This is a genomic window from Nocardioides mesophilus (assembly GCF_014395785.1).
GTDB lineage: Bacteria > Actinomycetota > Actinomycetes > Propionibacteriales > Nocardioidaceae > Nocardioides_B > Nocardioides_B mesophilus.
In genome coordinates, this window is the sequence record NZ_CP060713.1 from 1,806,026 (window position 1) to 1,830,066 (window position 24,041).

The 24,041-nt window shown below is 74.1% G+C and carries 24 protein-coding genes; 16 read left to right on the forward strand and 8 right to left on the reverse strand.

The window, feature by feature from the left end; genetic code table 11:
* Positions 1-19 precede the first annotated feature (19 nt).
* Together H9L09_RS08545 and H9L09_RS08550 are read left to right on the forward strand one after the other, a co-directional pair.
* Positions 20-649, forward strand: coding sequence for a PadR family transcriptional regulator (locus tag H9L09_RS08545; protein ID WP_187580202.1), 630 nt, complete (start codon positions 20-22; stop codon positions 647-649).
* Complete coding sequence (locus H9L09_RS08550; protein ID WP_187580203.1) at positions 646-2,694, forward strand: NADPH-dependent 2,4-dienoyl-CoA reductase; 2,049 nt, start codon at positions 646-648, stop codon at positions 2,692-2,694. The genes H9L09_RS08545 and H9L09_RS08550 overlap by 4 nt, the downstream gene beginning before the upstream one ends.
* 67 nt (positions 2,695-2,761) lie before the next feature.
* Here H9L09_RS08550 and H9L09_RS08555 read toward each other — a convergent pair whose 3' ends face one another.
* A complete protein-coding gene (locus H9L09_RS08555) occupies positions 2,762-2,956 on the reverse strand; it encodes a hypothetical protein (RefSeq protein ID WP_187580204.1) in 195 nt (64 codons plus the stop codon).
* A 423-nt stretch (positions 2,957-3,379) separates the two neighbouring features.
* On the opposite strand from H9L09_RS08555, the gene H9L09_RS08560 reads away from it, so the two are divergent.
* The 4 genes from H9L09_RS08560 to H9L09_RS08570 all read left to right on the forward strand — a co-directional run bounded on the left by H9L09_RS08560 (position 3,380) and on the right by H9L09_RS08570 (position 6,705).
* A complete protein-coding gene (locus H9L09_RS08560; protein ID WP_187580205.1) occupies positions 3,380-5,359 on the forward strand; it encodes a VldE C-terminal domain-containing protein in 1,980 nt (659 codons plus the stop codon).
* A 52-nt stretch (positions 5,360-5,411) separates the two neighbouring features.
* On the forward strand, positions 5,412-5,897 hold the full coding sequence (locus tag H9L09_RS21995; protein WP_246456367.1) for a pirin family protein: 486 nt from the start codon (positions 5,412-5,414) through the stop codon (positions 5,895-5,897).
* Entirely contained in the window at positions 5,858-6,193 is a 336-nt protein-coding gene (locus tag H9L09_RS22000; RefSeq protein ID WP_246456368.1) for a hypothetical protein, read from the forward strand. The genes H9L09_RS21995 and H9L09_RS22000 overlap by 40 nt, the downstream gene beginning before the upstream one ends.
* 71 nt (positions 6,194-6,264) lie before the next feature.
* Positions 6,265-6,705 carry a DUF2177 family protein gene (locus H9L09_RS08570; protein ID WP_187580206.1) on the forward strand — a complete coding sequence of 147 codons (441 nt, stop codon included), beginning with the start codon at positions 6,265-6,267 and terminating at the stop codon, positions 6,703-6,705.
* Here H9L09_RS08570 and H9L09_RS08575 read toward each other — a convergent pair.
* The 3 genes from H9L09_RS08575 to H9L09_RS08585 all read right to left on the reverse strand — a co-directional run bounded on the left by H9L09_RS08575 (position 6,682) and on the right by H9L09_RS08585 (position 8,204).
* Positions 6,682-7,065: a cupin domain-containing protein gene (locus H9L09_RS08575; protein WP_223164266.1), complete on the reverse strand. Its 384-nt coding sequence runs from the start codon at positions 7,063-7,065 to the stop codon at positions 6,682-6,684. The genes H9L09_RS08570 and H9L09_RS08575 overlap by 24 nt on opposite strands.
* 61 nt (positions 7,066-7,126) lie before the next feature.
* Positions 7,127-7,570 carry a hypothetical protein gene (locus H9L09_RS08580; RefSeq protein WP_187580207.1) on the reverse strand — a complete coding sequence of 148 codons (444 nt, stop codon included), beginning with the start codon at positions 7,568-7,570 and terminating at the stop codon, positions 7,127-7,129.
* Between the two features lie 88 nt (positions 7,571-7,658).
* Positions 7,659-8,204 carry a YbaK/EbsC family protein gene (locus H9L09_RS08585; protein ID WP_187580208.1) on the reverse strand — a complete coding sequence of 182 codons (546 nt, stop codon included), beginning with the start codon at positions 8,202-8,204 and terminating at the stop codon, positions 7,659-7,661.
* A gap of 269 nt (positions 8,205-8,473) precedes the next feature.
* Between H9L09_RS08585 and H9L09_RS08590 the strand changes: the two genes are divergently transcribed.
* Positions 8,474-10,387 carry a bifunctional metallophosphatase/5'-nucleotidase gene (locus H9L09_RS08590; protein ID WP_187580209.1) on the forward strand — a complete coding sequence of 638 codons (1,914 nt, stop codon included), beginning with the start codon at positions 8,474-8,476 and terminating at the stop codon, positions 10,385-10,387.
* A gap of 94 nt (positions 10,388-10,481) precedes the next feature.
* Here H9L09_RS08590 and H9L09_RS08595 read toward each other — a convergent pair whose 3' ends face one another.
* The 3 genes from H9L09_RS08595 to H9L09_RS08605 form a co-directional block, all read right to left on the reverse strand.
* Positions 10,482-11,510, reverse strand: a complete 1,029-nt coding sequence (locus H9L09_RS08595; protein WP_187580210.1) for a hypothetical protein — start codon at positions 11,508-11,510, stop codon at positions 10,482-10,484.
* A gap of 82 nt (positions 11,511-11,592) precedes the next feature.
* Positions 11,593-13,485 (reverse strand): penicillin-binding transpeptidase domain-containing protein, encoded by a 1,893-nt coding sequence (locus H9L09_RS08600; RefSeq protein ID WP_187580211.1) that lies wholly within the window; start codon positions 13,483-13,485, stop codon positions 11,593-11,595.
* Complete coding sequence (locus H9L09_RS08605) at positions 13,482-15,611, reverse strand: MMPL family transporter (protein WP_187580212.1); 2,130 nt, start codon at positions 15,609-15,611, stop codon at positions 13,482-13,484. Before H9L09_RS08605 ends, H9L09_RS08600 begins: the two co-directional genes overlap by 4 nt.
* A gap of 76 nt (positions 15,612-15,687) precedes the next feature.
* On the opposite strand from H9L09_RS08605, the gene H9L09_RS08610 reads away from it, so the two are divergent.
* From H9L09_RS08610 to H9L09_RS08630, 5 genes are all read left to right on the forward strand, one after another.
* Entirely contained in the window at positions 15,688-16,251 is a 564-nt protein-coding gene (locus H9L09_RS08610) for a MarR family winged helix-turn-helix transcriptional regulator (RefSeq protein ID WP_246456369.1), read from the forward strand.
* A gap of 114 nt (positions 16,252-16,365) precedes the next feature.
* A complete protein-coding gene (locus tag H9L09_RS08615) occupies positions 16,366-17,412 on the forward strand; it encodes a sigma-70 family RNA polymerase sigma factor (RefSeq protein WP_187580213.1) in 1,047 nt (348 codons plus the stop codon).
* Positions 17,412-18,095: a maleylpyruvate isomerase N-terminal domain-containing protein gene (locus tag H9L09_RS08620; protein WP_187580214.1), complete on the forward strand. Its 684-nt coding sequence runs from the start codon at positions 17,412-17,414 to the stop codon at positions 18,093-18,095. The genes H9L09_RS08615 and H9L09_RS08620 overlap by 1 nt, the downstream gene beginning before the upstream one ends.
* 252 nt (positions 18,096-18,347) lie before the next feature.
* Positions 18,348-18,770 (forward strand): DUF1772 domain-containing protein, encoded by a 423-nt coding sequence (locus tag H9L09_RS08625; RefSeq protein WP_187580215.1) that lies wholly within the window; start codon positions 18,348-18,350, stop codon positions 18,768-18,770.
* Positions 18,771-18,937: 167 nt separating this feature from the next.
* Positions 18,938-19,420 carry a VOC family protein gene (locus H9L09_RS08630; protein ID WP_187580216.1) on the forward strand — a complete coding sequence of 161 codons (483 nt, stop codon included), beginning with the start codon at positions 18,938-18,940 and terminating at the stop codon, positions 19,418-19,420.
* On the opposite strand, the gene H9L09_RS08635 is transcribed toward H9L09_RS08630, so the two are convergent.
* A complete protein-coding gene (locus tag H9L09_RS08635) occupies positions 19,417-20,022 on the reverse strand; it encodes a hypothetical protein (RefSeq protein WP_223164268.1) in 606 nt (201 codons plus the stop codon). The two genes, H9L09_RS08630 and H9L09_RS08635, sit on opposite strands and share 4 nt — an antisense overlap.
* A gap of 176 nt (positions 20,023-20,198) precedes the next feature.
* Between H9L09_RS08635 and H9L09_RS08640 the strand changes: the two genes are divergently transcribed.
* The 4 genes from H9L09_RS08640 (at position 20,199) to H9L09_RS08655 (ending at position 24,001) form a co-directional block, all read left to right on the forward strand.
* Entirely contained in the window at positions 20,199-20,534 is a 336-nt protein-coding gene (locus tag H9L09_RS08640; RefSeq protein ID WP_187580217.1) for a metal-sensitive transcriptional regulator, read from the forward strand.
* Positions 20,535-20,631: 97 nt separating this feature from the next.
* Positions 20,632-20,838 (forward strand): heavy-metal-associated domain-containing protein, encoded by a 207-nt coding sequence (locus H9L09_RS08645; protein ID WP_187580218.1) that lies wholly within the window; start codon positions 20,632-20,634, stop codon positions 20,836-20,838.
* On the forward strand, positions 20,835-21,722 hold the full coding sequence (locus H9L09_RS08650; RefSeq protein ID WP_187580219.1) for a hypothetical protein: 888 nt from the start codon (positions 20,835-20,837) through the stop codon (positions 21,720-21,722). Before H9L09_RS08645 ends, H9L09_RS08650 begins: the two co-directional genes overlap by 4 nt.
* Positions 21,719-24,001, forward strand: coding sequence for a heavy metal translocating P-type ATPase (locus H9L09_RS08655; RefSeq protein ID WP_187580220.1), 2,283 nt, complete (start codon positions 21,719-21,721; stop codon positions 23,999-24,001). The genes H9L09_RS08650 and H9L09_RS08655 overlap by 4 nt, the downstream gene beginning before the upstream one ends.
* Positions 24,002-24,041: the final 40 nt, after the last annotated feature.

Below are 24,041 nucleotides of genomic sequence, written 5' to 3' on the forward strand. Positions count from 1 at the left end.
ACCCGGCAGAGTCGTCCGCATGGCCCTCGAGCACGCGATCCTGGTCTCGCTCAGCGAGCACCCGGCCGCCGGCCTGGACCTGACCCGTCGCTTCGACCGCTCGATCGGCTTCTTCTGGAATGCCACGCACCAGCAGATCTACCGGACACTGGCGCGGATGGAGGCCGACGGCTGGGTCAGCTCCGCCCAGGTCTCCCAGGCGGGTCGCCGGGACAAGAAGGAGTACGTCGTCACCGCGGCCGGCCGGGCCGAGCTGCAACGGTGGCTGGCCGAGCCGGCCCCTCCCGAGGCGTTCCGCAGCGACCTCGCGGTCCGGCTCCGCGCGGCGTCGTACGGCGACCGGGACGCCGTCCTGGACCAGGTCGAGGCCCACCTCGCGGAGCACGCTGTCCGGCTCGCGCACTACCAGCACCTCGCCCGCCGGGACTTCGCCGACCCGGGCCCCCTCGATGACCAGCAGCGCGACGTGCACCTCGTGCTGCGCGGCGGGATCCGCCTCGAGCAGTTCTGGGTCGAGTGGCTCAGCGAGGTCCTCGACGCCTACGGCCGCACCCGCCACCACGACCGCCCTGCCCCCGACCGCGCTCCCCACGACAGACCTGCCCGCCGCCGCATCCCCGGCCCCCGATCCGACCGGAGCACCACATGAGCACCACCGACACGACGCCCTACCCGCACCTGCTGGCGCCGATCACCCTGGCCGGGACCAGCCGAGCCGGGGGGACCGGCGGTCTCACCCTGCGCAACCGGGTGGTGATGGGGTCGATGCACACCGGCCTCGAGGACCGCGCCAAGCACCTGCCCGAGCTGGCGGCGTACCTCGCCGAGCGGGCCCGCGGCGGCGTCGGCCTGATCGTGACCGGCGGCTACGCCCCGAACGTGCGCGGCTGGCTGCTGCCGTTCGGCTCGATGATGACCCGCCGCCGGCAGGCCGACCGCCATCACCAGGTCACCGACGCCGTGCACGCCGAGGGCGGTGCGATCGCGCTGCAGATCCTGCACGCCGGGCGCTACGGCTACACCCCGCTCAACGTCAGCGCCTCCGCGACGCAGAGCCCGATCACGCCGTACAAGGCGCACGCGCTGAGCAGCCGCGGCGTCGAGCGGACCATCGGCGACTACGTCGACGCCGCCCGGCTGGCCCGGCGGGCGGGCTACGACGGCATCGAGATCATGGGCTCCGAGGGCTACCTGATCAACCAGTTCCTGGCGCCGCACACCAACCGGCGCACCGACCGTTGGGGCGGCAGCGCCGAGAACCGGATGCGGTTCCCGGTCGAGATCGTCCGGCGCACCCGCGAGGCGCTCGGCGAGGACTTCCTGATCATGTTCCGGCTCTCGCTGCTCGACCTGATCCCGGACGGGCAGACCTGGGACGAGACCGTCGCGCTGGCCCAGGCGCTCGAGGCGGCCGGCGCCTCGGTGATCAACACCGGCATCGGCTGGCACGAGGCCCGGATCCCGACGATCCTCACCCAGGTGCCGCGGGCCGCGTGGTCCTGGACGACCGCCCGGCTGCGGCCCGAGCTGGGCATCCCGGTGTGCGCCTCGAACCGGATCAACACCCCCGAGGTGGCCGAGCAGATCCTCGCCGACGGCCAGGCCGACCTGGTCAGCCTGGCCCGGCCGATGCTGGCCGACCCCGAGTTCGTCGCCAAGGCCGCGCAGGGCCGGGCCGACGAGATCAACACCTGCATCGCCTGCAACCAAGCCTGCCTGGACCACACGTTCGCGAACAAGCCGGCCTCCTGCCTGGTCAACCCTCGCGCCGGCCGGGAGACCACGCTGGTGCTCGCCCCGACCCGCGCGGCCAAGGCGATCGCGGTGGTCGGCGCCGGCCCGGCCGGGCTCTCCGCGGCGGTCTCCGCCGCCGAGCGGGGCCACCGGGTGACGCTGTTCGAGGCGGACGCGGAGATCGGCGGCCAGTTCCGGCTGGCGATGCGGATCCCCGGCAAGGAGGAGTTCGCCGAGACGCTGCGCTACTACCGCCGGCGCATGGAGGTGCTCGGCGTCGACGTACGCCTGTCCACCCGCGCCGGCGTCGAGGCCCTCCGCGGGTACGACGAGGTGGTGGTGGCCACCGGGGTGACGCCGCGGATGCCCGACCTCGACGGCATCGAGCACCCGAAGGTGGTCTCCTACCCCGACGCGATCACCGGCCGGGTCCCGGTCGGCCCGCGGGTCGCGGTGATGGGGGCCGGCGGCATCGGCGTGGACGTCAGCCACCTGCTCACCCACGACCCCGAGGAGACCCGCGACGACTGGTTCGCCCACTGGGGCGTCGGGGATCCGGCGGTGGACCGCGGCGGGCTGCGGCAGAAGAAGCCACGGGTCTCGCCGCGCGAGGTCTACCTGCTGCAGCGCAAGAGCACCTCGATCGGCAAGGGGCTGGGCAAGACCTCGGGCTGGGCGCACCGGGCGGTGCTCAAGGACTCCGGGGTGCACCTGCTGCCGGGCGTCAGCTACGTCCGCGTCGACGACCAGGGGCTGCACCTGCTCGGCGAGGACGGGCCGCGCGTGCTCGAGGTCGACCACGTCGTGGTGTGTGCCGGCCAGGAGCCGGTGCGGGCGCTGTACGACGACCTGCTGGCCGCCGGTCTCAGCGCACACCTGATCGGAGGCGCCGACGTGGCCGCCGAGCTCGATGCGAAGCGCGCGATCGAGCAGGGCACCCGGCTGGCCGCGGCGCTCTGAGCGGCAGGCTGGTGCGGGTCGGGGCGAGCGGGTCCGGCCCGGCCGGTCCGGCTCGTGCGGGCCCGGCCTAGCGGGTCCGGCGGTTCTTCAGGCCGACGATCATCAGCGCCACGCCCAGGCCGGCGACCAGCGGGCCGATGACGGCCCAGATCTCCACCCCGGTCATCGGGCTGCCGCCGAGGTAGCCGAGGCCCTGGAACGTCCACACCCCACCGACCACCAACATCAGCGCGCCGAGCACGAGCGGCAGGCTCTTCCTCATCGACCGGTCTCTCCTTCTGGGTGGCACGGGACGGCACGCCGTACGAGCCGCCTGTCCGAAGCCTGTCATCCCCGTGGTCATCGGCCGCGCTGCAGACGCGCCGACTCGGCGGGTGATCGCGCTGCGGACGCGCCGACTCGGCAGGGCATGGCGCTGCAGATGCGCCGACTCGGCGGGTGGTTTGTGGGAAGTTCGGACAAGGATGTCAAGCGCGACATACCGTTCAGGCTCCTCATTTTTCACTCCGGCCTCAAGTCCGCCGGAGCCGGGACCGATGGAACAACCGCACCGACCGCGCCACCAGCGAGGATCCCCGTCCGGATCGACGGGGCCCCCGCTGCCGACACCGGGGACTCCATGCCGCTCGCCACCGCCGCCCGTCCGCACCCGACCCGTGCCGCCGCTCCGCATCCGACCCATCGGGTGAGGACCGGCTGGGCCGCGCTGCTCGCGGCGCTGCTGGTGCTCGTGCCGGCGGCCGCCGCGGCGCAGGAGCCGCCGGAGCCGTACGCCGACTACGACCCGCAGTCCCGGTGCAGCCCGACCGACAAGCCCGGCACCCTCGAGCTGGCCGCCTGGCTGCAGAAGAGCTACCCCGGCTCCGGCTCCCTGGGGATCTCCCGCGGCTGCGCGGCCTCGGGCGTCTCCGAGCACAAGGAGGGCCGCGCCTTCGACTGGGCGGTCGACCACCGCTCGGCCCGGGACCGGGCCTACGTGGCCGACTTCCTCAAGCGCATCCTCGCCACCGACGGCAAGGGCAACCCTGCCGCCAAGGCCCGGCGGATGGGGATCATGTACCTGATCTGGAACGACCGGATCTACGCCTCCTACCGGCAGTTCGAGCCGCAGCCCTACCTGAGCTCCGGTTGCGCCACCAAGGCGTCCTGCTCGGTGACGCTGCGGCACCGCAACCACGTGCACATCTCGCTGTCCCGGGCCGGCGGCCGCGGCGCCACCAGCTGGTACCACCGAGACGACCCCAAGACCCCCACGCCCACGCCGGAGCCGACCCCCGAACCGACGCCCGAACCGACCCCGGAGCCGACTCCCCCGCCGGCCCCGGAGCCCGCCTCCCGCCTCCTGGACCTGGACGAGCGCCCCTACGCCCGGGTCCGGGTGCCGGCCGACGGCACGGCCCTGACCACCCGCTTCGAGCTCGAGGCGGGCCGCAGCTACAAGGTCACCGCGGCGGGGCTGTTCCGCTACGGCAGCCGGCACGAGGTGGCCGACGCCAGCTGCGCCTGGTCGCGGACGCGGCAGGCCTGGCTGCCGCGGCCGGCGCGCTCGGCCCGGCTGGGCAGCCTGAACCTCGAGGTCGGCGGGCGCCCGGTGTTCGCCGACTCCTGCAGCGGCGCCGGCCACGTCTACTCGACGACCCTGACCCCCGACCGGACCGGGCCGTTGCGCGTGCAGGTGGTCAACCGGCGCCGGGCCGAGCCGCAGGGGCGCCTCGTGCTCGCGGTGTCCCGCCCGCGCACCGACGTGCGGGCGGCGCTGCCGGCGTACCCGCCGCTGCACCCGCAACCGACCGCCCCGGCGCAGGCACCCCGCGGTTACGGGCTGCTCGCCGAGACCGTCAGCGTGCCCGCCTCCACCGCCGCGGTGCTCACCGCCCAGGAGCTGCGGGCCGGGGCCCGCTACCGGGTCAGCGTCACCGGCACCACCGCCCTGGGCGGCGGGGTCACCGCCGACGCGCAGTGTGTGGCGGTGGACGGCTCGTGGTTCCGGCAGGCCTCGCTCGACGCCCGCTTTCCCGACGCCGACCACGGCAACCTGTTCCTCGACGGGCTGGCGTTCGCCGGCCGGTCGGGCGGCGAGGGCTGCGCGGCGCACGCGTTCACGACGACGTACACCCCGACCCGCACCGGCCGGCTCCGGCTCGCGGTCTGGGACCCGCTGAGCCGCGCCGACAACACCGGCGCGCTGACCGTGCGGGTGCAGCGGCTCAGCCCGCTGACCACCCCGCCGGGACCGGAGCGGGAGCGCCCGCGGCGCACCGCCGCGTGGACCCAGCGACGCGAGCACGTCACGGTGGCACCGACCCGGGTGCACGGGACCCTCTCCACGTCGCGGTTCCGGCACGGTGAGCGGCTCCGGATCGTGGTCGGCGGCACGGTCCGCTCGCACGGCACCCCGGCCGACGCCACCTGCGTCAAGGTGGACGGGACCTGGCAGCGCACCGACCCGCGACTCGCCCTCGGCCAGGACCCGCTCGAGCTGTGGGTGGACGGGCGTCCGGTCGGGTGGCACGCCCAGGGCTCGGGCGGCGGCTGCTCGGCCGAGCACCGGTACGTCGTCTCCTACGTCGTGCCGCGGTCCGGGCCGCTGCGGCTGGGGCTGCTCGACCTCGACCACCGCGACAACACCGGCTCGCTCGCGGTGACGCTGCAGCGCCGCGGCTGACCTGCCCGGGTGCGCACGTGTCCGGGGTGTCCGGGTGCGGCAGCATGGCCCCATGAGCAGCGTGGGTGGGCGTCCCGCCACGGAGGGACCGCAGCGGCTGCAGGTCCGACGGGCCGGGGAGCGCTTCGAGACCGTGGCGCCCGGGATCCGGACCCGGCACTCGTTCAGCTTCGGCCGGCACTACGACCCCGGGAACACCGCTCACGCGCTGCTGGTCGCGCACAACGACGACCGGGTGCGGCCCGGGCACGGCTACCCGCGGCACCCGCACCAGGACCTGGAGATCCTCACCTGGGTGCTGTCGGGGGCGCTGCGCCACGAGGACTCGCAGGGGACCGGCGGCCTGGTCGCACCCGGCACCCTGCAGCGGCTGAGCGCCGGGTCCGGCATCGAGCACACGGAGTGGAACGACGCGGCCACCGGCAGCGAGGTCCGGTTCGTGCAGATGTGGGTCCGCCCCGCGAGAGCGGCCTGCCGCCGGCGTACGCCGCGGCCGACGTGCCCTCCGGTGACCTGGTGCTGCTCGCCTCCGGCCTGACCGGTGCCGGTGCCGGGCGGCGCCGGGACGCGGTGCTGCCGATCGCCGCGGCGGCCGCCCTGCACCTCGCCCGGCCGGCCGCCGGCGTCGCGGTGACGCTGCCCGACGCGCCGTACCTGCACGTCTTCGTGGCCCGCGGCCGGGTGCTGCTCGAGGGCGCCGGCGAGCTCGGCGAGGGGGACGCGGTGCGGCTGACCGGCGCGGGCACCCGGCTGCTCACCGGTCTCGCGGACCCGGACCAGGAGGCCCCGGGCACCCCGGCCGAGGTGCTGGTCTGGGAGATGCACGCCGGCTGACCGGCTCGCGAGGGTCGGCGTCCCCGCCCGATCGGCCGGTGCGCCTGGGGGCGCCGGATATCGTCGCGGGCATGCAGCTGCGCAGGGCCCTGGGCCAGTACGTCGTCGCGGTGGTGCTGTTCCTGGTACTCGACCTGATCTGGCTCACCGCGATCGCCTCGGACCTCTACGACCGGCTGCTCGGGGACCTGCTCGCCGAGCAGCCGAACGTCCTGGCGGCCGTGGCCTTCTACGCGCTGTTCGTCGCCGGCCTCGTGCACTTCGTGATCGCTCCCGCCGCCGCCCGGCGTTCGGTGGGCCGGGCCGCGCGCGACGGCGCGTTCTTCGGCCTGGTCACCTATGCCACCTGGGACCTCACCAACCTGGCGGTGCTGGACGGCTTCCCGGCTTCGCTGGTGGTGATCGACCTGACCTGGGGAGCGGTGCTGGCGGCCGCGGTCAGCGCGGGCACGGTCGCGCTGTGGCCCCGGGTCGGCGCCCGCCTGGGGTCAGCGGAGGGCGACGGTCAGTAGCACGGCCGAGTCGGCGTGCGCCCGGACGGAGTGCCGCACCGACGGGATCGGCAGCAGCTGGCCGGGACCGAGCTCCTGGCTGCGGTCCCCGCTGTCCAGCGAGACCCGGCCGCTGAGGCAGTACAACGTGCCGGCGGTCGGCGCGTCGTGCTCCGCGAGCTCGGTGCCCTCCTTGAGCGCGATCACCACCGTCCGGAGCGAGCTGCCGCTCACCACCGTGCGCGCGGTGCGGCCCGCGGCGTGCTCGGCGAGCTCGGCGACCAGGCGCTCGGCGAGCTCGAAGAGGTCGACCACCTCGTCCGTGCGTCCGCCGGTCATGGTCTCGGCGTTGGTCCCGCTGTCGCTCTGGTGGCTGGTCATGTCCCCACTCCACCACGCCGGCACGCCGAGGGCCAGCATCCGGCGGTGGACGGGGTCAGGGTCACTGCTGCGGCGGGGGCGCCAGGAGCAGGTGGCCGAGCAGCCCGAGGAGGACCAGCTCACCGGCCGTGGCAGCTGCGGCCCACCACTGGATCGACAGGTCGTCCAGGGCGTCGTACTCGAAGACCCCCGGCCCGAACACCCCCACGCCGAACAGCACGAAGAACCCCAGGACGAGCACCTGGACCGCCGCGCCCACCACCCAGACGAGCCGCCGGTCGAGCGTCGCCAGCAGCGCCGCGCCCACCAGGTAGGCCACCGCCAGGAACAGGTACCCGCCGTAGGTGTTGGAATCGGTGGCGCCCGGCACCGACTCGGCGTCCTTCACCAGGAACATGAGCACCAGGTAGAGCACGCCGAGCATCCCGGCGAGGCCGGCCGCGAGGTGCCGCACCGACCTACGCCGGGACGCGGACGCGCGCGGGCCGGCGCCGGGCACAGTCATCGGGTCACCCCCTGGATCGGGTCCCCTCCATCCGAGCGGGAGCGGCCCGGCCCGGTCAGGGGCGTTCGGCCTGGCTGCACGCACGGCCTCAGCCGGCCAGGCCCTCCACGACCTCGGCGCCGGGCAGCCGGGCCAGCGCGGCGCCGGGGAGCAGCAGCTTGGAGCGGCGCACCCCGCTGCCGATGATCGCCACGTCGATGCAGGCGACCGCCGCGTCGACGAGCAGCCGCCAGCCGCCGGGCAGCCCGACCGGCGTGATGCCGCCGTACTCCATCGACGACTCCTCCACGGCCCGCTCCATCGGGTGGAACGACGCCTTGCGGACGTCGAGCAGCCGCTTGACGACCGAGTTGACGTCGGCGCGGGTGTCCGCCCGGACCACGCAGGCGGCGATGCGCTCCTCGCCGGCACGGCGGCCGGAGACCAGGACGCAGTTGGCGCTCGCGGCCAGCGGTACGTCGTACGCCTCGGTCATCGCCGCGGTGTCCGCGAGCCCCGGATCGATCTCGACCACGCCGACCTGCCGGGCGGCGTCCGGCCAGGCGCCGAGGGCGGCCGCGACGGGAGGCGCGAGGAGGTCCGGCCGGTCCTGCCAGGGGACGGACACCAGGGAACCGAGGCGGGGGCTGGTCATGGGGGTCAGCCTAGGCACCCGCACCGACCGCCGGTCGGGGGGCCGCGGCCGTCCCGTCGCCAGCGCGCCGAACCCTCCTCATCCCGGACGATCTGGGTTAAGGTCCGCATGTCGCATGGGGGTCCCTCGGGATGGACGCAGGTGGGTTCACCTGCCGTTCGCGTCGCGTGCCCGGTCAGGCCTCCTCCGCTCCACGAGAACCCATCAGGATCGCCGAGCCACCGGGTCACCGCCCCGGCTCGCACGCCTCCCACCGAAGGGACACACCCTTGTCAGCCACTGCACGATCGCGCCGCCTCACCGTCGTGGCGGCCGCAGCGGGAATCGGCCTCCTCGCCGGTCCCCTCGCCCTCACCCAGGGCGCCCTCGCCGACGACCACTCGGCCGCCCGCGCCGCCGCCCCCGCCGCGGTCCAGCACGGCAAGTGGCGCGTGAAGGTCGACCTCTACGCGCTCAATGACTTCCACGGCCAGCTCGAGGCCGTCGACCCGCAGAAGAGCTCGGGCGGGCGGGTCGGCTCGACCGTGGCCGGTGGCGCGGAGTACCTCGCCACCCACCTGAAGGAGTGGCGCGCGGCCTCGAAGGACCGCGGGGCCCAGCCGATCACCGTCGCTGCCGGTGACCTGATCGGCGCCACCCCGCTGCTCTCGGCGGCGTTCCACGACGAGCCGACCATCCAGGCGATGAACCTGATGGGCCTGCAGGTGACCTCGGTGGGCAACCACGAGTTCGACGAGGGCTCGCAGGAGCTGCTGCGGATGCAGAACGGCGGCTGCCTGGCCGACGGTGACGGCGCGAACAACCAGAACTCCTGCCCGGACCCGGCGAACCCGTTCGAGGGCGCGGACTTCCAGTACCTCGCGGCCAACGTGAAGGACTCCTCGACCAACAAGACGATCCTGCCGCCGTACTGGGTGAAGAAGGTCAACGGCGAGAAGGTCGGCTTCATCGGCATGACCCTGCAGAACACCCCGAACATTGTGACGAAGTCCGGCGTCGCCGGGCTGGAGTTCACCGACGAGGTGGCCACCGTCAACAAGCTGGTCCCGGTCCTGCGCAAGCAGGGCGTCCAGGCCATGGTGGTGCTGCTGCACGAGGGCGTCACCCCGTCCTCGACCGCCAACGTGAACGGCTGCGAGGGCGCCGAGGGCCCGGGTCTGGAGATCGCGAAGAACCTGGACCCGGAGATCGACCTGGTCGTCTCCGGGCACACCCACCAGCCCTACATCTGCACGGTGCGCGACCCGCACGGTCGCCAGCGCATGATCACCAGCGCCTTCTCCACCGGCCGGGTGGTCACCGAGATCAACCTGCAGATCAAGCGTCGCAACGGCGAGGTGGTCCGCTCCGCGGTCCGCGCCACCAACCACATCGTCACCAACCCGCAGGCCTACGACCCGGCCGAGGCCGTCGACCCGCAGGTGCACGAGAACATCAACCCCGACACCACGGTCGCCAACGCCGCGATCACCCGGCTGATCGCCCGCTACAAGGAGCTCGTGCGGCCGATCGAGTCCAAGGTGCTCGGCAAGATCGCTCCGGCGGACGCGGTGAACACGCTGGCCAAGGTCAACGACGGCACCGACTACCCGCTCGGCAACCTGATCGCGGACAGCCAGAAGCACGACCCGAGCGCCATCCCCAGCGGGGGCGCCACCCCGGTCGTCGCCTTCATGAACCCGGGCGGCATCCGCACCAACCTGGTGGAGAACGACCAGGGAGACGTCACCTACGGCGCGGCCTTCGCGGTCCAGCCGTTCAACAACTACGTCACCTCGGTCGACCTCACCGGCCAGCAGATCCTCGACGTGCTCAACCAGCAGTGGAACGGCCTCAACGAGGGCACGCTGGCCAAGAACGCGAAGATCCTCCAGGTCTCCGGCCTCCAGTACTCCTACAGCGCCGCGCTCGCCGAGACCAAGGACGCCGACGCCCTCGTCGGTGACGTGCTGATCGACGAGAACGGCGACGGCAACGTCACCGAGCTCCTCGACAAGACCAAGACCTACCGGGTGGTGGCCAACTCGTTCCTCACCGACGGTGGCGACGGCTTCGCCACCCTCGGCCAGGGCGCGAACAAGTTCATCGGCGGGCTGGACATCGACGCGCTGGCCCGTGAGCTGACCTCGGGCACCGGCGCCTACCAGCCGCCGGCCGAGGGACGCATCACCAAGGTGTCCTGAGCACCCAGCAACACCCAGCAACACCGCAGCAGCAGGAGGGGCGGCCCCCAGGGCCGCCCCTCCTGTCGTCTGGTCAGCTCCCCGGACCTCTCGCTCAGGTCATCGCGTGGTGGTGCGGGCCGTTCCGGTGCTGCTCGTGCGCCTCCTGGCGCAGCCGGAGTCCGAGCAGCGCGGCGACGAGCAGCGTCACCCCGGTGACCAGCAGGATGCCGGCGGCACCGAGCGAGCCGCTGGTCCAGTCGCTGAGCGCCTCGGGGACCGCGACGGTCACCGCGACCACGCCGGTGGCCAGGTAGGGCCAGGCCCGGGTCCGCAGGTACGCCGCGAACGCGGCCACCCCGACCGCGGCCGTGAGCACGTAGGCACCCCAGGGCTCGACGGCACCGAGCGGGAGCTGCGCGCCGAAGAAGGCCAGGCCGCAGCCGATGATCCGCGCCGAGAGCAGCTCGCGCCACCAGCCGCGCTCGGCGGCCAGCAGCCACAGCACCCCGAGTGCGAGGACCAGCACGCCGAACCACGCCTCACCCAGCCCGCCGCTGGAGAGCGCCCCCAGCCCGGACGGGATCGCGGCGAAGGCCGCCGCCGCCGAGCCGAGCTGGCCGACGGTGGTCGGGGCGACCAGGTAGCCGAGCAGCGCCGCCGCCAGCCCGGCGAGGGCCGCGAGCATGACGGCGAGTTCCTCGTTGCTCATCACGTCGAGCAGCCACAGACCGACCGCGAAGGACAGGCAGCCGGCGGCCGCGGTCAGCAGCACCGAGGTGAGCCTGTTGCGGACCGCCTCCTCGGGCTGCCGCAACGCCCGGGCGCCGCCGGCGGTGCCGACCACCACGAAACCGGCGGCGACCAGCACCAGCGCGGTCACCAGCAGCAGCCCGACCTGCTGGCCGAGCGACAGGTCGGTCCAGGTGGTGCCGAGGAAGAGGACGGCGGCGCCCACCACGAAGGCGCCACCGACGTAGCCGGCGATCTCCGCCATCCGCCGTCGCAACGGGACGGCGACCTCGGTGCCGTGCTCGAGTGCGCCGGCGACCACCGGGTCGGCCTCGCCCGCCCGGCTTGGGTCCAGCAGCCCGGCCTCGATCAGGGCCGTGACGACCGCGCGTGTCGTGCTCTGTGTGCTCATGGGTCCAGCGTGGCGGCTCCGGACTCTTCCCGAGGAGAGTCGTAGTACTCAGTCCGGACGGATCGGATGCTCAACCTCGCCATCAGGACGCGCTGCGGAGGAACTCCTCGAGCAGCGGTCCGGCGGTGCCGGAGCCCGAGTCGCCGACCTCGACGAAGGCCGCCACGGCGAGGTCCCCGTGCACGGCGATCATCCAGGCGTGGGTCCGCAGCGGCTCCTCGCTGCCGAACTCCGCGGTGCCGGTCTTCGCCAGCGCCGGCGGCCCGGGGAGGTCCGCGAGCAGGCTGCCGCTGCCCTCGGTGACCACCGCGCGCATCAGCCCCCGGAGCTGCTCCGCCTCCCCGGCGGTGAGCGGCTGGTCCGGGGAGGCGGTCGGCGCCACGTCCGGCAGCAGGTGCGGTACGACGGTGCGCCCCTGCGCCACCGAGGCCGCGACCGCCGCCATCGCCATCGGGGAGGCGAGCACCTCGCCCTGGCCGATCAGCGCCGCCGCCGCCGCGGTCTCTGAACCACCCGAGCCGTCGGGGCCACCGGGCACCTGGCCGAAGTAGGCCGGGAAGCCGAGGTCGTGGTCGACGCCGAGCCCGAGCGCGGCGGCCGCCTGGTCGAGGTCCCGGACCCGGTCGCGCTGCTCGATGAAGGCGGTGTTGCAGGAGTTCGCCACCGCCTGGCGCAGCGTGATCTCGCCGAGACCCAAGGCCGGGTAGTCGTCGTAGTTCTTGAAGCGCTTGCCGTCCACGACGGTGGTGGACGGGCAGGAGACCCGGCTCTGCGGGTCCAGCCCGGCGCGCAGCAGCGCCAGGCTGGTGACGACCTTGAACGTCGAGCCGGGGGCGTACTGGCCGACGGTGGCGGTGGAGTAGCCCTCCGACCCGGGTCCGCTCGCGGCGGCGAGCAGATCACCGGTCGAGGGCTGCACCGCGACCAGGGCGCTGGACGGCCCGACGTCGGCGAGCACGCGTTCGGCCTGCTCCTGCAGCCGCAGGTCGAGGGTGGTCCGCAACGGTGCACCCGGCACCGGGGCCAGCCGGAACAGTCTGCGGCTGCGCTCCCGCTGCCCCGTGGACCGGGTGGCGGTGACCACCCACCCGGGGGTCCCGCGCAGGCGCTCGTCGTACCGCTGCTGGAGCCCGGAGAGACCGGCCTCGTCGCCGCTGGCGTAGGCGCCGTCGGACTTCTTGACCATCTCCGCGGTCACCGGCCCGACCGAGCCGAGGATCGGGCGGGCGAACTCGCGGGTCGGCGCGAGCGGCAGGGTGTCGGCGACCACCCCGGCGCCGGGGATTCCGGCGACCGCTTGCAGCTGCGGCTGGGCCTCGGCCTCACGCAGCACGATCGCCTCGACGAAGGCCTTCTCCCCGGCCGCCTTCACCTGGGCCACGAACGCAGCGGGGTCGACGTCGACGGCGGCGGCGAGCGCCCGGGCGGAGGCGGCCTGCCGGCCGGGGCCGACCCGGGTCTTGTCGATGCCGAAGCGGAGCACCGGCCGGTCCTCGACGATCGCGGCGCCCCCGCGGCCGGTGATCGGTGCCCGCTCCGGCGCGACCGCGGACAGCTGGAGCACCTCGCCGGGCTTGAGGCCCCAGGCCGACTCCGACAGCGCCACCTTCCAGGCCTCGCCGACCCGGTCCAGGTCGACGGTGCCGGTGCTGGTCCAGGTCGCGTCGGTGTCCGGGAGGTCCCACTCGAAGTCCAGCGCGGCGGTGGCCGAGCTGCCGTCGCCGGACTCGGTGACGTCCTGCACGCTCACCGTGGGCGTCGCCTCCTCCATCCCCTCGCTGACCCGGGCCCGCAGCTTCTCCGGCGCGACCTTCCCGGTGACCGGGACGCCCGTCAGGTCGCCGGCGGTCAGGCCAGCGGCGAGCGCCCGGGCGACGTCGTCGGGTTCTTGCCCCGGATCCGCGGATCCGCTGGTGCAGCCGGCGAGGGCAGAGCCGGCGAGCAGGACGGTGGCGAGGAGGGTGCGGCTTCTCACCCCCCGATCCGACCATCCCGCCCGGCGGGAGTCAAAGCACCGGCCCCAGCGTCGCGTCGGACGCCGTCCCGGTGGTCGCCCGAGACCCGCCGCGGCCACCAGAACGTCTCGCCGAGCAGCACCCCGAGCGCGGGCACCACGACGGTGCGCACCAGCAGGGTGTCGAGCAGCACGCCGATGCAGATCACCACGCCGAGCTGGGCGAGCACCACCAGCGGCAGCACGCCGAGCACCGCGAACACGGCGGCCAGCAGGATGCCGGCGCTGGTGATCACGCCGCCGGTCGCGGTCAGCGCGCGCAGCATGCCGGCCTTCGAGCCGTGGGCGGCGGCCTCCTCCTTCGCGCGAGTGACCAGGAAGATGTTGTAGTCGACGCCGAGCGCGACCAGGAACAGGAACGCCAGCAGCGGGACGCCGACGTCCAGCGCCGGGAAGCCGAGCACCTGGGTGAAGACGAGCCAGGAGAGGCCGAGGCTGGCGAGGTACGTCGCCAGCACGGTGAGCACCAGCAGGAACGGCGCGAGCAGGGAGCGGAGCAGCAGGATCAGCGCGCCCAGCACGAGCACGACGATCAGCGGCAGGATCACCATCCGGTCCCGGGCGGCGGCGTCCGTCGCGTCCACGGCCTGGGCCTGGGTGCCGCCGACATAGGTCTGGTCGAGGTCGGCGAGGGCGGCGCGCAGGCCGATCACCGTCGCGGTGGACTCCTCCGACCCGGGGGCGGCGTCGATGACCGCGGTGATCTCGGTGATGCCGTCCGCGGACCGGCTGACCTGGGCGCTGCGGACTCCGTCGGAGTCGCGGACCTCGGAGAGCACCTGCTCGGCGTTGCCGCGGGTGAGCACCTGCACCGGGTCGGAGGTGCCGGCCGGGAACGACTCGGCGAGCCGCTCCGAGGCCGCGATCGCCTCCGGCTTCTCGAGGAACTGGTCGGCGGGGCCGAGCCCGGTGTCGATGCGGAGCACGTTGAGGGCGAGCACCCCGAGCACGATCGCGGAGCCGACGACGTACACCGCCGGCCGCACGGCCACCGCGTCCCCGACCCGGTGCCACAGGGTGCGGGACTCGACCAGCGACTGCTGGCCGACCCGCGGCACCTTGGGCCAGAAGATCCAGCGGCCGAAGACGACGAGCGCAGCCGGCAGCACCACCAGCACGAAGGAGGCCGCGGTGAGCACACCGATCGCGCAGGCCAGGCCCAGTCCGCGGGTGCTCGGGATCAGCGAGAGCAGCAGGGTGAGCAGCCCGAGCACCACGGTCACCGAGCTGGAGAGCACCGCCTCCGCGGTACGCCGCAGCGCGTGCGCCATCGCGGTGAACCGGTTCTCCTCGTGCCGCAGCTCGTCGCGGTAGCGCGAGATCAGCAGCAGCGCGTAGTCGGTGCCGGCACCGAACACCAGCACCGAGAGGATGCCGATCGTGGACTCGTCCCAGGCGATGTTCACCGCGGCGAGCACGTGGGTGGCCAGCACCGCGGCGAGACGGTCGGCGACCCCGACGACGGTCAACGGGATCAACCAGAGCACGGGGCTGCGGTAGGTCAGCAGCAGCAGCACCGCGACCACCAGCGCGGTGGTGAGCAGCAGGCTGGTGTTGGCCCCGTCGAAGACCGCGGCGAGGTCGGCCTGCACCGCGGCCGGGCCGGTCACCTGTGCGGTGACCCCGTCGGGCACGGCCGCGTCCAGCGAGTCCCGCAGCTCGCCGACCAGCTCGGCGTTCTCCGCTGCCCCGACCTGCGGCACCGGCACCACGGCGAGCGCGGCGGTGCCGTCCTCGGAGGGCGTCACCGGCGGCCCCGGGGGCAGCTCGAGCTGGGTGCGCACGTCGTCCACGGCTCCCTGCAGCGCGCCGACGGCGCCCGGGTCGAGCTTGCCCTGGTCGGCGGTGAACAGCACCACGGCCGTGGAGGCGTCCTCGGGGAGCCGGTCCTGCAGCTCGGCGGCGATCGTGCTGTCGGCGTCGCGCGGGAGCGAGTCCAGCGGTGAGCTGGTGCGGCCGGCCTCCCCGACGACACCGGCGGCCGCGCCTGCCAGCAGCAGCGGAACCAGGGCGAACGCCCACGCCGTCCGCCGGCCGGTGATCAGGGCACGGATCCGGGCAAGCAGGTCGGGTGCGGGGCCGCTCATGTGTGACACTCCCTGTTGTTCGTCAGCACGTTGATAGTTAAGTTGGTTACTTACCAAGCCAGGAAAGTAGCAGAGCATGTCCAGCGACGCCACCCAGCACGGTCCGACCGCCGAGACCGACGGCTGTCCCACCATGTCGGACGCCGACGACCGGCCGGTCGCTGCGGACCCTCCCGGGTCGCCCGCGGCCGGACCGGCCACCGAGTTCGTCTCCTCGTGGCAGCAGACCGAGACGCTGACCGCGCTGCGCACCCTCGTCGAGGTGGCCGGCCGGGTGCGACCGGTGGTCGCGGAGCGGGCCGGGCTCAGCCAGTCCGAGCTGGTCACGCTCGAGCACCTCGTGGCCCGGCCGATGGGTCCCGCCGAGGTCGCCCGGCTGCTCGGGGTCACCTCCGCGGCCAGCACCGGCATCGTGGACCGGCTGACCGGCCGCGGCCACGTGGAGCGGCATCCGCACGCCGGCGACCGCCGCCGTACCGACCTGGTGATCACCCCCTCGGGGCGCGAGGAGATCCTCGGGCACCTGATCCCGATGTTCCGGGCGCTCGGCGAGATGGACTCCCAGCTCGACGACGCCGAGCGCGAGGTGGTGCTGCGCTACCTGGAGCGCGCCACCGAGGCGTTCCGCAGCGTGCTCTGACCGAGACACCCGCCCCTCCCGGACGCCGGTCGGCCCGCGGCGGCGCCGACCGATGAGTTCTCTGGCCGGCACCGGTCAGTGTCCCTAGAGTGAGTCGAGGCGAGGGGACACCAGATGACGCAGACCCAGACGGGGATCCAGGCAGAGACCGGGACCGGGACGCCGGGCGGGACACCGGCCGGTGCGCCGGCCCCGGACCGGGGTGACTTCACCACGGTCGCCGACCCGTTCCGGCGCGAGCTGCTCGCGCACTGCTACCGGATGACCGGCTCGGTGCACGACGCCGAGGACCTGGTCCAGGAGACCTACCTGCGGGCCTGGCGCGCCTACCACTCCTTCGAGGGACGCTCCTCGGTGCGCACCTGGCTGCACCGGATCGCCACCAATGTCTGCCTCACCGCGCTCGAGGGCAAGGACCGCCGGCCGCTGCCCACCGGGCTCGGCCAGCCCGGCAGCACCGCCGGCGACCCGCTCGACGAGCGGGCGGAGGTGCCCTGGCTCGAACCGGCCCCGGACGCGCTCGTGGCCGACCCGGCCGACGCCGCGGAGGCGCGGGAGGGCATCCGGCTCGCGTTCGTGGCCGCCCTGCAGCACCTGCCGGCCCGGCAGCGGGCGGTGCTGATCCTGCGCGACGTGCTCCGCTGGAAGGCCGCCGAGGTGGCCGAGGCGCTCGAGACCACCCCGGCCGCGGTGAACAGCGCCCTGCAGCGGGCGCACGCCCAGATGGACCGGGTGCGCGTCGCCGGCGAGACCGCCGACGAGCCGACGCCGGAGCAGCGCGAGCTCCTCGACCGCTACGTCCAGGCCTTCTGGGACAAGGACATCGACACGATCGTCTCGATGCTCACCCGCGAGGCGGTCTGGGAGATGCCGCCGTTCGCCGGCTGGTACCAGGGCGCCGAGAACATCGGCCGGCTCATCGACACCCAGTGCCCGGGCCAGACCTACGACATGCCGATGCTTCCGACCCGGGCCAACGGCCAGCCGGCGTTCGGCCTGTACATGCGCACGCCCGCGGGCGACTTCGTGCCGTTCCAGCTCCAGGTGCTCACCTTCGAGGGGCCCCGGGTGGCGCACGTCGCCGCGTTCTTCTCGCCCGGGCTCTTCGAGCTGTTCGGGCTGCCCGAGCGACTGCCGGCCCGGGAGCCCGAGGGGCACTGATGAGCCTGGCCCCGCGGGAGGAGCTGCTGACCGGCGCTCCCGCCCTCCTCGAGCGCGCCGTCGGCTACACCCGCGGCTGCCTCGCGCTCGTCGGCGGCGTCCCGCCGCACGCCGCGACTCCGTGCGCCTCCTGGGACCTCGCCGCCCTGCTGCGGCACATGGACGACTCGCTCGCCGCCTTCACCGAGGCCGCCGAGCTCGGGTACGTGCACCTCGGGCAGCCGAGCCCGTCCCCGGCCGACGCGGGCGGTGGTTCGACCGGCGGCACGGCTGGCGGCACGGCCCATGGCACGGCTGGTGGTCCGGTCCACGGCACGGCGTCGGGAACGGCCGCCTCGGTCGCGGCGCTGAAGGGACGCGCCTGCGCGCTGCTCGCCGCGTGGGCGGCCGGCGCGGCGCCGGCGGTCCTGGTCGGCAGCGCGCCGATCCGGTCGGACCTGCTCGCTGCCGCCGGATCGCTGGAGATCGCCGTGCACGGCTGGGACGTCTCGGTGGCCTGCGGGGCGCCGCGACCGATCCCGGACCCGCTCGCGCGGGCGCTGATCGAGGTCGCCGACCTGCTCCTCGACGGCCGAACCGGGGAGGGCCGGTTCGCGCCGGCGCTCGACGTACCCCCCGGAGCCGACGCGAGCACCCGCCTGCTGGCCCGGGTCGGCCGGGCAGCAGCCGGTCCCCGGACCTGACCGGGCCGCGGGTCCGACCGGTCAGCAGCCACGCCCGCCACCCGGCCGCGCTGGGACCTGCACTCGGACATGCACTCGCGGGCCGAACCGGCGGTCCACACGCCCGGCCACCCGACCGGACCCGCCCGAGTGCATGTCCGAGCGAGGCTGCGCGGCCGCGGGACCCCCGTGCCGCGCCTGCAGTCCCCACGCCACGCTGCCCAGGGCACCCAGCCGGCCGCCGGACTTGCGCCGAGTCCCTAGGCTCGCGCCGTGAGCAACCCGGACGCCTCCCTGCTCGCTCTGGCCGTCGCCACTGCTCTGCACGCGGGGTTCCAGCTCACCGTGACCGTCCTGGTCTACCCGGCGCTGGCGCGGGTCGAGCCCGAGCACTGGCGGCGCAACCACGACGCACACTCCCGGCTGATCACGCCGCTGGTGGTGCTCGTCTACGGCGCGCTCGTGCTCGCGGGAGGCTGGGCGCTCCTCGAGGACGCCGGCGATCCGTGGGTGTGGGCCTGCCTGTCGGCCGTCGTGGTGACCTTCGCGGTGACCGCGGTTCTGGCGGCGCCGACGCACGGTCGGCTCTCCGCCGGCAAGGACGAGGCGCTGGTACGCCGGCTGCTGCTGGCCGACCGCGTCCGGGCTGCTGCGGCGGCGGTCGCCTGTGTCGCGGCGGTGCTCGCCGCCTGGTGACCGGCCGCGTCAGCCGGATCGGCAGCAGCGCCCAGCTCCGACCGATCCACCCCCTGGGCCACCGGGTCGGCGCGATCGGTTCGCCGCCGATGAGTCCGGGCACGACAGAGGGTCGGTCCAGCTGAGGGGTCCGGGAGCCGCCCGGACCCGGGTGAGAGGACGAAGCGATGACCAGGACGACGACCTGTCTGTGGTTCGACCGCGGCGCCGAGGAGGCCGCCCGGTTCTACGTCTCGGTGTTCCCGGGCTCGCGGATCACCGGGGTGACGCCTGCTCCGGAAAACGCCCCGGGCGGCACGGGCGAGGTGCTGGCGGTCACCTTCGAGCTGGACGGCGCCCCGTTCGTGGCGCTCAACGGCCGCCCCGACCACGCCGGGTTCACCGAAGCGATCTCGATCCAGGTCGACTGCGCCGACCAGGCCGAGGTGGACCACTACTGGTCACGTCTCGGCGGGGGCGGCGAGGAGAGCCGCTGCGGATGGCTCCGGGACCGCTACGGCCTGAGCTGGCAGGTCGTGCCGCGGCGCCTGCCGGAGCTGCTCGGCGACCCGGATCCTGAGGTGGCTGGACGGGTGATGGCCACCATGCTGACGATGGGCAAGCTCGAGATCGAGCCGCTCGAGGCCGCCGCCCGGGAGGCCACCGTCTAGGACGGCACCTCGACGGTCGTGACCACGTCGGTGACGCTCGGCCGGCGCGGCGTCGAGGAGAAGCCGAAGTGGCAGGGCGGGTCGACCGGCGCCAGCTCCCCGAGGTCCACGCCGTCGAAGCGGCCGGCCAGTCCCTCCACGGCGTGCACGTCGGTGGCGCCGTACCACTCGCGCCGCCCGGCCCCGGCCGACCCGCGGGTGCGCACCCCCCGCATCACCACCCGGCTGACCGGGTCGGCGGCGGCGGACCACAGCGGCCGGGTCGCCACGCCCTCGGGCACCAGGTGCAGCAGAGCACCGGCCGGGGTACGCCGGCCCACCTGCAGCACCATGTCGAGCGACGGGCTGCGCACCGCCCAGCTGCGCCGGACCACCTCGACGGCGACCGGCTCGATGCGGACCTCGTCGAAGCGGTAGGTCGCGCCCACGAACGCCGCCACCTCCTCGCGCGGCGCGACCAGCACCCGGTGCCCGGCGGCGGTCTCCACCATCAAGTCGGAGAACGCACCCAGTGGCGTGCGGTGCCAGTGGCCGAGAACGATCCGGGTGCCGCTGGTCGAGCCGACCCCGACGATCCGGCCGTGGAAGCGCAGTCGTCGCACGGGGGTCCTCCTCGGGCCGGGTCGTCGGGTGTCCCGCAGGACGAGTACCCGCCCGCCGCACGGCGAACCCTGGCCACCGGTCCAGGTGGCCCTTGTGTGATACCCCCTACGGGTATAACGTCGGTCCCATGGATAGGGCCCAGGGGTATCCCGGGCCGCCGGCGAGAGGAACCCCCATGGCCAACCAGCCCGTGCAGCCCGACCAGCAAGAGCAGCCCGAGCAGCACAGCCACCACGGCTACATCCACGCCAAGGACGACTACCAGCGTCGCCTGCGCCGGATCGAAGGTCAGGTCCGGGGCCTGCAGCGGATGGTGGAGGAGGAGAAGTACTGCATCGACATCCTCACCCAGGTCTCCTCGGTCACCAGCGCCCTCCAGTCGGTCGCGCTCGGCCTGCTCGACGAGCACCTGAGCCACTGCGTGGTCGACGCCGCACGCGCCGGCGGCGCGGAGTCCGACGCCAAGATCGCCGAGGCGTCCGCGGCCATCGCCCGCCTCGTCAAGTCCTGACCCGCCGCGCTCAGCGGCACGGCACGCGCACAACCAGACAGCCAGACCACCGAAGAACCCCCACGTCCTCACCGGACCGGAACGAAGGAGCACCACCATGACCAGCACCCAGACCTACACCGTCACCGGCATGACCTGCGGCCACTGCGTCAGCTCGGTCACCGAGGAGATCCAGGAGATCGACGGCGTCGAGGACGTGCAGGTCGTCCTCGAGACCGGTGCGGTCACCGTGACCAGTGCCCAGCCCCTCGACGACGACGCCGTCCGCGCCGCCGTCGAGGAGGCCGGGTACGCCGTCGCGTGAACACCCCGGCACGGGTCGGCGCCTTCACGCTGGCCCTGTTCGCGGTGCTCGGCGCCTCGGTCGTGGCCGGCCGCGCCTGGGGGCCGACCCTCGACGCCGAGCCCACCGCCGCCCACGACATGGCCGACGCAGGCCAGGCAGGACAGGAAGGACAGATGGGGCACGCGGACGACACGACCGAGCACCTCCCCGGCGGCCTGATGCGCAGCCAGGACGGCCTCACCCTCGACCTCGACCCCGCGGTCGTGGCGCCGGGCGCCGCCGTACCGCTCTCCTTCACCGTCCGCGATGCCGCCGGCGACCCGGTCACCGACTTCGACGTGGTCCACGGGAAGCGGCTGCACCTGATCGTGGTCCGTCGCGACCTCAGCGGCTTCCAGCACGTGCACCCGAGCCTCGACCCGGCCACCGGACGGTGGAGCACCGACCTGGCGCTCACCCCGGGCACCTGGCGCGTGGACGCCGATTTCACGGCGACCGGCCACGAGCCGCTGACGCTGGGCACCGACCTCGCGGTCCCGGGCCGGTTCACGCCGGTCGCCCTGCCCGCCCCGTCGCGGGTCGCCGAGGTGGACGGCTACCAGGTGCGGCTGTCCGGGCAGCTGTCGGCCGGTACGGCGTCCGAGGTGCGGCTCAGCATCAGCCACCACGGGACGCCAGTCACCGACCTGCAGCCCTACCTCGGTTCCTACGGCCACCTGGTGGCGCTCCGCGACGGCGACCTGGCCTACCTGCACGTGCACCCGCACGAGGGGGCGTCCGCCGGACCCGGGATCGACTTCACCGCCGAGGTGCCGAGCACCGGGCGCTACCGGCTGTTCCTGGACTTCCGCCACGACGGGGTCGTCCGGACAGCCGCCTTCACCGTGGAGGTGGACCGATGACGAAGACCGACCAGACCCAGCCCGCTGCCGGCCCGACCCAGCAGGTCGAGCTCGCCATCACCGGGATGACCTGCGCCAGCTGCGCGAACCGCATCGAGCGCAAGCTCAACAAGCTCGACGGCGTCGTCGCGACGGTCAACTACGCGACCGAGAAGGCCCGGGTCAGCTTCCCGGCCGACCTCCCGCCCGAGCAGCTGCTGAGCACGGTCGAGCAGGCCGGCTACGCCGCCACCCTCCCCCGTCCCGAGCGCCCCGCCGGGGACGAGACCGCAGTCCCCGAGGACCCCACCGCGGCGCTGCGCCGACGGCTGGTCATCTCCGCGGTGCTGAGCCTCCCGGTGGTCGTGCTGGCGATGGTGCCGGCCTGGCAGTTCACCTACTGGCAGTGGCTCTCCCTGACCCTGGCGGCGCCGGTGGTCGTGTGGGGAGGCTGGCCGTTCCACCGCGCGGCCTGGACGAACCTGCGGCACGGCACCTCGACGATGGACACGCTGGTCTCGCTGGGCACGCTGGCCGCGTTCGGCTGGTCGCTCTACGCGCTGTTCCTCGGCACCGCCGGGGAGCCCGGCATGACGCACCCGTTCGAGCTCACCGTCGGACGCAGCGACGGCGCGGGCAACATCTACCTCGAGGCCGCGGCCGGCGTGACGACGTTCCTGCTCGCCGGTCGCTACGTCGAGGCCCGGTCCAAGCGGCGGGCCGGGGCCGCGCTGCGCGCCCTGCTCGAGCTCGGTGCCAAGGACGTTGCAGTGCTGCGCGACGGCCCGTCCGGCCGCTCCGAGCACCGGATCCCGGTCGAGCAGCTCAGCGTCGGCGACCTGTTCGTCGTACGCCCCGGCGAGAAGCTCGCCACCGACGGTGTCGTCGAGGAGGGCACCTCCGCGGTCGACGAGTCGATGCTGACCGGCGAGTCGGTGCCGGTGGAGGTCGGGCCCGGTACGGCGGTGACCGGGGCGACCGTGAACGCGGGCGGTCGTCTCGTCGTCCGGGCCACCCGGGTCGGCGCGGACACCCAGCTGGCGCAGATGGCCCGCCTGGTCGAGGACGCCCAGAACGGCAAGGCCCAGGCGCAACGGCTCGCCGACCGGATCTCGGGGATCTTCGTGCCCGTGGTGATCACGCTCGCCGTGGCCACGCTCGGCTTCTGGATCGGCTCCGGCAACGGGCTGACCGTCGCCTTCACCGCGGCCGTCGCGGTGCTGATCATCGCCTGCCCGTGCGCGCTCGGGCTGGCGACCCCGACGGCGCTGATGGTCGGGACCGGTCGCGGCGCCCAGCTCGGCATCCTGATCAAGGGCCCGGAGGTGCTCGAGAGCACCCGGCAGGTGGACACGATCCTGCTCGACAAGACCGGCACGGTCACCACCGGGCAGATGACCCTGCTCGACGTCGTCGCCGACGACGACGAGCAGGCCGACGAGGTGCTCCGGCTCGCCGGCGCCCTGGAGTCCGGCTCGGAGCACCCGATCGCCCGGGCCGTCGCCCGCGGCGCGGCCGACCGGTCGGGCGGTCTGCCGGAGGTGGAGGGCTTCGCGAACGTGGAGGGACTCGGCGTCCAGGGGGTCGTCGAGGGGCACGCGGTGCTCGTCGGGCGACCGCGGCTGCTGGCCGAGTGGTCGCAGCACCTGTCCCCGCGGCTGGCCGAGGCGATGTCGGCGGCCGAGGCCGAGGGCCGCACGGTGGTCGCGGTCGGCTGGGACGGGCGTGCGCGCGGTCTGCTGGTGGTGGCCGACGCGGTGAAGGCGACCTCCGCCGAGGCGATCACCCTGCTGCGCCGGCTGGGGCTGACGCCGGTGCTGCTCACCGGCGACCACGAGACGGTGGCGCGCTCGGTCGCCCGGCAGGTCGGGATCGCGGAGTCCGACGTGATCGCGGGGGTGCTGCCGGCGGAGAAGGTCGGGGTGGTGCGCCGGCTGCAGGCCGAGGGCCGCACGGTCGCCATGGTCGGCGACGGGGTGAACGACGCGGCCGCTCTCGCGCAGGCCGACCTGGGCCTGGCGATGGGCACCGGCACCGACGTGGCCATCGAGGCCAGCGACCTCACCCTGGTCCGCGGCGACCTGCGGGTCGTGGCCGACGGGATCCGGCTGGCCCGGCGGACGCTGGGCATCATCAAGGGCAACCTGTTCTGGGCCTTCGCCTACAACGTGGCCGCGCTGCCGCTGGCCGCTGCCGGGCTGCTGAACCCGATGCTGGCCGGCGCCGCGATGGCGTTCAGCTCGGTGTTCGTGGTGACCAACAGCCTGCGGCTGCGCGGGTTCCGCCCCGTCGCGACCTGAGCACCCGGCCCGACACGACCGAGCCGCGGTCCGGGCAGCA

Excerpts from the sequence above, each read along its gene's own strand:
- H9L09_RS08545 (WP_187580202.1), top strand. The coding sequence starts at position 20 with ATGGCCCTCGAGCACGCGATCCTGGTCTCGCTCAGCGAGCACCCGGCC.
- H9L09_RS08550 (WP_187580203.1), top strand. The coding sequence starts at position 646 with ATGAGCACCACCGACACGACGCCCTACCCGCACCTGCTGGCGCCGATC.
- H9L09_RS08555 (WP_187580204.1), bottom strand. The coding sequence starts at position 2,956 with ATGAGGAAGAGCCTGCCGCTCGTGCTCGGCGCGCTGATGTTGGTGGTC.
- H9L09_RS21995 (WP_246456367.1), top strand. The coding sequence starts at position 5,412 with ATGAGCAGCGTGGGTGGGCGTCCCGCCACGGAGGGACCGCAGCGGCTG.
- H9L09_RS08570 (WP_187580206.1), top strand. The coding sequence starts at position 6,265 with ATGCAGCTGCGCAGGGCCCTGGGCCAGTACGTCGTCGCGGTGGTGCTG.
- H9L09_RS08575 (WP_223164266.1), bottom strand. The coding sequence starts at position 7,065 with ATGACCAGCCACCAGAGCGACAGCGGGACCAACGCCGAGACCATGACC.
- H9L09_RS08580 (WP_187580207.1), bottom strand. The coding sequence starts at position 7,570 with ATGACTGTGCCCGGCGCCGGCCCGCGCGCGTCCGCGTCCCGGCGTAGG.
- H9L09_RS08585 (WP_187580208.1), bottom strand. The coding sequence starts at position 8,204 with ATGACCAGCCCCCGCCTCGGTTCCCTGGTGTCCGTCCCCTGGCAGGAC.
- H9L09_RS08595 (WP_187580210.1), bottom strand. The coding sequence starts at position 11,510 with ATGAGCACACAGAGCACGACACGCGCGGTCGTCACGGCCCTGATCGAG.
- H9L09_RS08605 (WP_187580212.1), bottom strand. The coding sequence starts at position 15,611 with ATGAGCGGCCCCGCACCCGACCTGCTTGCCCGGATCCGTGCCCTGATC.
- H9L09_RS08610 (WP_246456369.1), top strand. The coding sequence starts at position 15,688 with ATGTCCAGCGACGCCACCCAGCACGGTCCGACCGCCGAGACCGACGGC.
- H9L09_RS08615 (WP_187580213.1), top strand. The coding sequence starts at position 16,366 with ATGACGCAGACCCAGACGGGGATCCAGGCAGAGACCGGGACCGGGACG.
- H9L09_RS08620 (WP_187580214.1), top strand. The coding sequence starts at position 17,412 with ATGAGCCTGGCCCCGCGGGAGGAGCTGCTGACCGGCGCTCCCGCCCTC.
- H9L09_RS08630 (WP_187580216.1), top strand. The coding sequence starts at position 18,938 with ATGACCAGGACGACGACCTGTCTGTGGTTCGACCGCGGCGCCGAGGAG.
- H9L09_RS08640 (WP_187580217.1), top strand. The coding sequence starts at position 20,199 with ATGGCCAACCAGCCCGTGCAGCCCGACCAGCAAGAGCAGCCCGAGCAG.
- H9L09_RS08645 (WP_187580218.1), top strand. The coding sequence starts at position 20,632 with ATGACCAGCACCCAGACCTACACCGTCACCGGCATGACCTGCGGCCAC.
- H9L09_RS08655 (WP_187580220.1), top strand. The coding sequence starts at position 21,719 with ATGACGAAGACCGACCAGACCCAGCCCGCTGCCGGCCCGACCCAGCAG.